Origin of the sequence: Pseudotenacibaculum sp. MALMAid0570 (genome assembly GCF_040151415.1) — a bacterium.
Lineage (GTDB): Bacteria > Bacteroidota > Bacteroidia > Flavobacteriales > Flavobacteriaceae > Polaribacter.
The window spans coordinates 359,711-368,014 of the sequence record NZ_JBDKWF010000046.1; the positions used below are offsets into that span (position 1 = coordinate 359,711).

Here is an 8,304-nt window from a genome sequence, read left to right on the forward strand (position 1 = left end):
TTTATCGTTTTATATTTTGGATTTTATCATTCTTTACAGGGAGATAATCTTCCTTGATTTCTCCATTAACTTTTATTTTCTCAAAAAACAATTTTCCGCCTGCAGCTTCCAACATATTCTTTACGTTTTGCAAGCTTAAGTGTATATGTGGTTCTGTTGTATTTCCTGAATTACCACATTGACCTAACAATTCACCTGTTTTTACTTCTTGACCTTCTTTTACTACAATAGAGTTCTGTTTGAAATGTGCCATAAGAATAAACTCTTTATTAGCAGTTTCTAAAACAACTGTATTCCCAGTTAACTGTTTTGGATTCATTTCTCCTGGAATGTTGTCTTTAACTCCAGTAATTACCTGAACAACTTTAGCATTACAAGGTGCTACAATATCTTTCCCAAAGACATAATAGTCTTCATTAGATTTTCCATCAGTTTTAAAACTTTTCCCATCTTTCATAATCAAGATATCATAGGCATACTTTTGATTGTTATATGCAACATGATAATTCTGTTCTACGGTAGTTCCGCCCCAAACAACTGTCCATTCTTCATTAAAAGGCAATTGCATTTTTGTTGTATTTCTTTCCAACTTTGGGCCAGTACTTTCTGGTTGATGCATAGCTCCGTAAAAACCATTGATTTTATTTTCTGCATCTAAAGAAATCGTAAAATCTAGGATCATATTATCCATGGTAGTTTTGTATATGTGAGCAGTACTTCTCAACTTTAAAAACTCCATAGATTTAATCTTACCTGCTGGTGCAATATTGTTCTTAAAAAGCGCTATTGTTTTCTCTAAAGGCAACGCAGTTTTCATATTAGCATCAAACATTTCAAAGATCGCTTTGTAATCTTCTTTGTTGTATAGATCCTTGAATTGTGCTGCTACTTTTTTATAATTCTCTTGTTCTTGAGAAAAACAAAGTGTAGAAGAAATCAATAATGCTACTAAGAATATTTTTTTCATTTTTTTATTTTTCAAATACGCTATCAATTACAGCTTGATGACGTTTTTTAAATCTTGCACTAGACCCAGCTGCTGGTACAGCATAATACTTTCGCGATGCTACTTCAAGTTTAACATTTGTAAAACGTTGTAACATAAAACTCCATGCTCCCATATTTCTAGGTTCCTCTTGCGCCCAAACAAATCTTTCGGCGTTGGAATATTTATCTATTACTTGTTGTAGCTTTTCTTCGTGTAAAGGAAACAGTTGCTCAACTCTTATTAAAGCAACATCATTTCTTTCTAGTTTTTCTCTTTCTGCTAATAAATCATAATAGAATTTACCCATGCAGAACACTACTTTCTTTACATTTTTTGCTTCTATCGTATCATCAATCACCTCTTTAAAACCTCCATCAGCTAATTCTTCCATTGAGCTAACCGCTTTAGGATGACGTAATAAACTTTTTGGTGTAAATACAATTAACGGTTTTCTATGATCTCGCTTCATATGGCGTCTTAATAGATGATAGAAGTTTGCAGGAGTAGTACAGTTTGCTACTGTCATATTATCTTCGGCACATAGTTGTAAATAACGTTCTATTCTTGCTGATGAGTGCTCAGAACCTTGTCCTTCATAACCATGTGGTAATAAAACAACGATTCCGTTTTGAATTTTCCATTTGTCTTCTGCAGCAGAGATATATTGATCAAACATGATCTGAGCTCCATTGGAAAAATCTCCAAACTGCGCTTCCCAAATGGTTAAACAATTTGGAAACGCCATTGCGTATCCATAATCAAATCCTAAAACTCCATATTCAGACAATAATGAGTTGTAAATTCTCATTTGTCCTTTGTTCTTTGGATTAGTGTTTAAAAGATTAATTCTTTCTTCAGAAATCTCATCACGTAAAATAGCATGACGGTGAGAAAAGGTTCCTCTTTCTACATCTTGTCCTGAAATTCTAACATCATATCCTTCTTCCATCAAAGAACCATAAGCTAAGGTTTCTGCCATTCCCCAATCTAATTGATTGGTTTCAAAAACCATTGTGTTTCTACCTTTTAAGATACGTTCAGCCTTTCTTAAAAACTTAACTCCATCTGGAACTGTAGAAACAACTTTTGCAATGTCTTTTAAATTATCTATAGAATATTTAGTATCTACAGGTTGCAACATTGCTTCTAATTGTTGACGAACGAAACCACTCCAAGTAGACTCCATAAATTCACGAACTTTTGAAGTGCTATCTTTTTTAGATTTCTCAAACTCGTCATTCAACATTTGTTTGAAATCTTCTGTAATAGATTTCAAATATGAATCATCAATACTTCCTTCTGCAATAAGCTTTTCTGCATAAATATCTTTTGGGTTCTTATGCTTAGAAATTGCTTTGTATAGTTTTGGTTGTGTGAAACGAGGTTCATCTCCTTCGTTATGACCGTACTTTCTGTATCCTAGTAAATCAATAAAAACATCTCGCTTAAACTTCATTCTAAATTCAACCGCCATTTCCATTGCATGACAAACTGCTTCAGCATCATCGGCATTCACATGTAAAACTGGTGACAACGTTACTTTTCCAACATCTGTACAGTAAGTACTTGAACGTGCATCTAAATAATTGGTTGTAAATCCAACTTGATTGTTTACAACCACATGAATTGTTCCTCCTGTCTTATAACCATTTAACTTGGCCATTTGAATCACCTCATACACAACACCTTGACCAGCAATTGCCGCATCACCATGAACAAGAATTGGAAGAATTTTGCTATCGTCACCATTATATTTTCTATCTATCTTAGCTCTAACAATTCCTTCTGCAACTGCATCAACAGTTTCTAGGTGAGATGGGTTTGGAACCAAGTTCATTTTAATCTTGTTTCCGTCTCTATAGGTTTTACTGAGTGTTAACCCTAAGTGGTATTTTACATCTCCATCTATATTTTCATCTTCAAAATCTTTTCCTTCAAACTCGCTAAATAAGTCACGAACAGGTTTTTTAAAGATATTTACCAATGTGTTTAAACGTCCACGGTGAGCCATTCCTAACACGCATTCTTTCACTCCATACTTTTCTGCCGCATCTCTAAGAGCAACACTAATTCCTGGAATTAAAGCTTCTCCTCCTTCTAAAGAGAAACGCTTTTGCCCTACATATTTTGTTTGTAAGAAACTCTCAAATGTAACCGCTTGATTTAGCTTTGAAAGGATATATTTTTTACTATCTAAAGAATAATTTGGGTGATTATCGTTTTGATTCAACCTATTTTGCCACCATTTTAATTCTTCAGGATTTCTTAAATACATGTACTCAACTCCAATAGAATCGCAATAAATACTTTCTAAATGTGAAATGATTTCTCTTAAAGATTTAGGGCCAATTCCTAAAACCTCACCAGCATTAAATGTTGTATCTAAGTCTTCTTGAGATAAACCGAAGTTTTCAATTTCAAGAGTAGGAGCATATTTTCTTCTTTCTCTAACTGGATTTGTTCTTGTAAATAAATGCCCTCTAGTTCTATACCCATTAATTAGGTCTACTACTAGAAACTCTTTTCTTACTTCTTCTGGTATTTGGCTTGAAACTTCTTCTTCGTCTGTTAAAGAATAATTTTCATTTGCTAAATCATACCCTTGAAAAAAACTTCTCCAACTAGGTTCAACTGCATCTGGGTCTTGTAAATATTGGTCGTATAAATCGGCAATGAAGCCTGTATGTGCCGCGTTCAAGAACGAAAACTTGTCCATAAAATTCGTTTGCTTTGTCTATAAGCTATTTAATCGTACAAAAGTACGATTATTTACAAAAATGAGGAATTGATTTTGCAGTTTTCAACAGGTTGATTTTTTTTATGTTTTTTATGAAAAAGTTTTTGCGATTTTTTAAAAAGGTCTATATTTGCAGTCGCTAATCCAAATTTTGGATAGCAAACTCCTCCTTAGCTCAGTTGGTTAGAGCATCTGACTGTTAATCAGAGGGTCCTTGGTTCGAGCCCAAGAGGGGGAGCTTCATTCAAAACCTCGCTATTTTGGCGAGGTTTTTTTATTTCTAATTTTTATAAAATCTGTCTACCCTTAAGGAAAAGGAAATTTCTTTTTTAAGCAGTAGGTACCATATGCTATATTCATTCTTTCCCATAAGTAAAACATATAATTATTGTTAATAGTTTTTAAGCATAAAAGCCAGCATCTCTACTGGCTTTTATAAAAAGTTCTAAGGATTTATTTTGTGTGTCAAATCATGGGTAAAATAATTTGTTGTTAGGGCAACTGTTACAAATCAGCAAATAATTATTAATGGAGTACTATTTTTTTATTAACTTCTCCTGACTTGTTTTGCAACCTAACAATATAAATCCCAGAACTTAATTTAGGGAGTCTAATTTCATTAAGACCCGTTCCTTTGAAGTTTGTGGCAAATACTTCTTTTCCTTGTATGTTGTATATTTTTAGTTGTGACTCTTGATTGTAAATCCCTGTTACATTTAAAAGATCTTTGTCTTTGAGGTAGATGCTAATATGTTGCGTGTCTACCGAATTTAAACTTAATATAGCAGATGTATTTGTGTGTAAATAGAACCTACCTATGGTAGTTATATCTTCTGTAAGAGTTACTTTATATTCTGCGCCTTCTAAGTCTAATCTTGTAAATGTTTCAGTTTCTTTGTCTTCAAGATATACATGAATTCCTTCAGGGAAGTTCACCGCAGTAGCAGAGAATATGAGTTCTTTTCCTGCCACGGCACTAATTCCAATGGGAACAACCATCTCTTCATAGTTGCTATTGGGCAATGATTGAATATCAAAGTCTTTCCCCTCTGAGTCGCTGACCATATGAGTGAATATTTCTGACACATCAGGTAAAATTGTAAACATAGTGGCATCATATCCATTATCAAATCCAGTGGTAGTACCTTCTATATAGAAAATATCTGTATCTCTTTTTCTAACTCCATCGTCTACAAATAGTTTTATTTCTGGTCTTGTTGTTGTGCTTTGTGCTGTTCTGTTAAAGACATCGGTCTGATGATATCGTTGGGTTTTTAAAAATTTAACCCTTTGTGTTCCTTCAGGATTTGATTGTATAAAAAAACCTTGCCCTGGAGCGATATATCTTGCTGTTGATGCATCATTAATTGAAATGTAATCATATTGTATATTGTCCCAAATCCATAAAGATTTTTCAAACATATTCGAATCATTTTCATCTATGATAGTATAGCTTCCTGTAGTTGCATTGGCAGGAAGATAAGCAGGGTAGGGATTTCCAATTAAATAGGAAAAATCTGTTGCTCCCACGGGAGTATCTATAATTACATTAGAAGTCGCTGCTGCTCCTGTAAAACTTATGGTTCCTGCATCTGGTAATCTTACAGCATATCCTTTGCCAGTTTCTAAAACACGAGCTGAATCAGTTGGATTCAAAGGATAGTCATAAAACTCCCAACCTGTTGAGTTATATCCACCACCATCATTATGATAGGTAATAAGTCCTACATAACCATTACCTGTAGCCAAATTATTACTCCCTTCAAAACTGCCAAAAGTTTGTCCTTGCACAGGTGGGGAAATGGTATACCAGTTATCATTAGGCAAGTATCTTTTGTAGGTAATCTTCCCTGTAGAAGCCCCATTTACAATTAAGGACCCTCCTGATTCTATTTCCAGCGTAGCACCTTCTTCTATATTAAGACTGTCAGTAGTAATTAAAGATTTTCCAGACTCTATGGTAAGCTTTGCTCCTGGTCTTATGATTAGTTTTCCAACTGTTTTATTGCCTGTGTCTAGCGTACCTGTTCTTCCTTCCAAAATTAATGTATTGTCTGTTTCAATGGGTGATCTTGTATAAGACCATTTATCTCCTTCTTCCCAAAGACCCGTGGTATGTAAAATATTGTACTCATCGTGGGAAGTGGTAAAACTCATAGTTTTTCCATAGCTTGTTCCATTTGCATTGGTTGCATAGGCTCTTACATAATAGGTTGTATAGAAATACAGATTGGTAGCTGTTTGTTGAAAAGATTCTAAGCCTGTACCACTTTCAATCTGTATGACTCCGTTTGCTCCAATGGTAAGATCTGCTTGGCTAGAAGAATAAACAAACCCTCTTGCTGTTATTGAAGATCCAGCTCCACTTGTTACAGTCCCATTAAAATCTGCAGTAGTTCCTGTGATTGATGTTATGGAATCTGTAGTTACTACAGGCAATCCAAATGTTTGAAAGATACGAACGGTTCCTTTTGCTGTTGAGAGCTGAGAAGGTGCTCCTACAGCAAATGAGTTTCCATCTCCACTGATGCTAATACTCTTGCCAAAAAGATCGTCTGCTGATTTTCCATGGATGGAAGTGTAGGTTTGAATCCAGTTGTCTGCTGAAAAATTATAGGTTCTTATATATCCTTTATTTTCGACATCTCCGTTATACCCTACAGTTAGGAATTCCCCTGTATCATCTAGCTGAATACTTTCTATGGTTTCTGTTGATGAGATGGCACTTCCCATTGGTGTCCATGTACCACCTGATTCCTGATAGCTATAAATTTGTTTACTAGTATATGCCGTTACAGCTGCAATGGTTCCATCACCGTTAAGGCTTAAGGAGGTTCCAAAATCTAAGTCTGGGATAGACTCTTCCAGATCGTTTCCTAATTGATCCCAAGTATCATTCCCAGAATTATACTCATACACTCTTACAAAACTATTGTTACCATTAACACTGTTTATTGATAGATAGGCTGTAATTACTCTAGAACCATCATTGCTGATGTCTACATCTTGAGTATGTAAACCGTCAATATCATTTCCATATTGAGCCCAACTACTTCCATTAAACTCATAGGTTCTAACTGTTGATATAACTCCGACATTATTCTCATCAAAAATCACTGCTAATTTTGTTCCATCAGCATTTAATTTTACTGAGGCTGATGAGTTTACTGCAATACTTGATCCTTTTAAATCCCAAGTATTGCCTCCTGAATTGTATTCATAGATACTTACATGTCCTTGAGTGATACTTCCTGTTGTGGCTATGGCTATGATGGTTCCTGCATCATTAATACTAACACTGTATCCAATAGCTTCAACTGTAGCACTTCCATTGAGTACATTTCCTTTTGGCATCCATTCATCTCCTATCAATTCATAGGCGGTTACTTGTCCAGTATCTGTTCCATTGGTGTCATTTTTTGGGGCTCCTACCACCATGACAGTTCCATTAGAATTTAAAACGATGTCTTGTCCATAACGATCTTCATTGTTGCTTCCTGTAATTTCCTGTCCGATTTGTATGGGCAACCCTGAGAGGAAAGGCTTGGATTCTCCGTAGGTTGTACCTTGGCTATTTGTTGCGTAAGCTTTCACATAGTAGATGGTCTCAGCAAGTAATGAAGTGGTTTTTTGAGTAAAGCTTCCTAGTCCAGAACCGTTGGCTACTTTTGTTACATTGTCATCGCCTATAAAAGGATCTGGATTGGCTGTAGAATACACAATACCGCGTTCTGTAACAGTAGAGAGTCCTTCATGAACCACTTGTCCTCCAAGATAGGCATAGTTAGCAGCGATAGAAATCGGATCATCTGTTGTTACTTCAATACTTGCAGGTGATACAGAAATGATTTTTACTTGCCCAGCGTCAGTTCCATTAGCATCATTCAAAGGAGCTCCAATGACAACAGTACTAGCATTTCCACTAATGCTGACCGAATTACTCAACAAATCACTTGTAGCCTCTCCAACAATATCTGAACCTACTTGTGTCCAATCTCCTGAGGCGTATTTAAAAACCCTTGCTTTTCCAGCACTGTTATTATTTCTACGAGCACCTCCTACTAGATAGGTGCCGTCTGCACTAATGGATACAGAATACCCAAACCATTCTCCAGAAGTCTCTCCTTCAATATCACTTCCTAATTGATTCCATGTGCCTCCACTAAACTCATATACTTGTATGATTCCTGCAGGACTATGTCTTCGAGCTCCAATAGCAACAATAGTTCCATCACCATTAATACTTACTGAAAATCCAAATTGTTCATCGGCGGTTTGACCATCAATATCGGCTCCTATCTGCACCCAACTCGTTCCGTTGAAATTATATATTCTTGCATGTCCAGCATTGTTTCCATTGTCATCATTGTTAAGACCCCCCACAATTAAGTAATCTCCAGCATCATTAAGGCTTACCGAATAACCAGATACGTCACCTGCAGCCTCACCATCAATATCACCTCCCAGTTGTGTCCATGTTCCACCTGATTCTCCATAAACTCGTACATGACCAGCGTCAGTCCCATTTCCATCATTCAGATAAGCTCCTATGGCAATACGAGTACCATCTGCATTGAGG

3 protein-coding genes and 1 tRNA gene are annotated in these 8,304 nt (G+C 35.8%); 1 reads left to right on the forward strand and 3 read right to left on the reverse strand.

Annotated features, from left to right (window positions below; translation table 11 throughout):
- Position 1: 1 nt before the first annotated feature.
- Complete coding sequence (locus tag AAON49_RS06395) at positions 2 to 967, reverse strand: DUF3887 domain-containing protein (protein ID WP_349553473.1); 966 nt, start codon at positions 965 to 967, stop codon at positions 2 to 4.
- 4 nt (positions 968 to 971) lie between these two features.
- A complete protein-coding gene (locus AAON49_RS06400) occupies positions 972 to 3,704 on the reverse strand; it encodes a 2-oxoglutarate dehydrogenase E1 component (protein WP_349553474.1) in 2,733 nt (910 codons plus the stop codon).
- Positions 3,705 to 3,889: 185 nt separating this feature from the next.
- Between AAON49_RS06400 and AAON49_RS06405 the strand changes: the two genes are divergently transcribed.
- A tRNA-Asn gene (locus AAON49_RS06405) sits at positions 3,890 to 3,963 on the forward strand.
- 287 nt (positions 3,964 to 4,250) lie between these two features.
- Here AAON49_RS06405 and AAON49_RS06410 read toward each other — a convergent pair.
- Positions 4,251 to 8,304 (reverse strand): DUF8693 domain-containing protein (locus AAON49_RS06410; protein ID WP_349553476.1); only part of this gene is annotated, 4,054 nt, incomplete at its 5' end.

Coding starts and splice junctions, on each gene's coding strand:
- AAON49_RS06395 (WP_349553473.1), bottom strand. CDS start 967: ATGAAAAAAATATTCTTAGTAGCATTATTGATTTCTTCTACACTTTGT.
- AAON49_RS06400 (WP_349553474.1), bottom strand. CDS start 3,704: ATGGACAAGTTTTCGTTCTTGAACGCGGCACATACAGGCTTCATTGCC.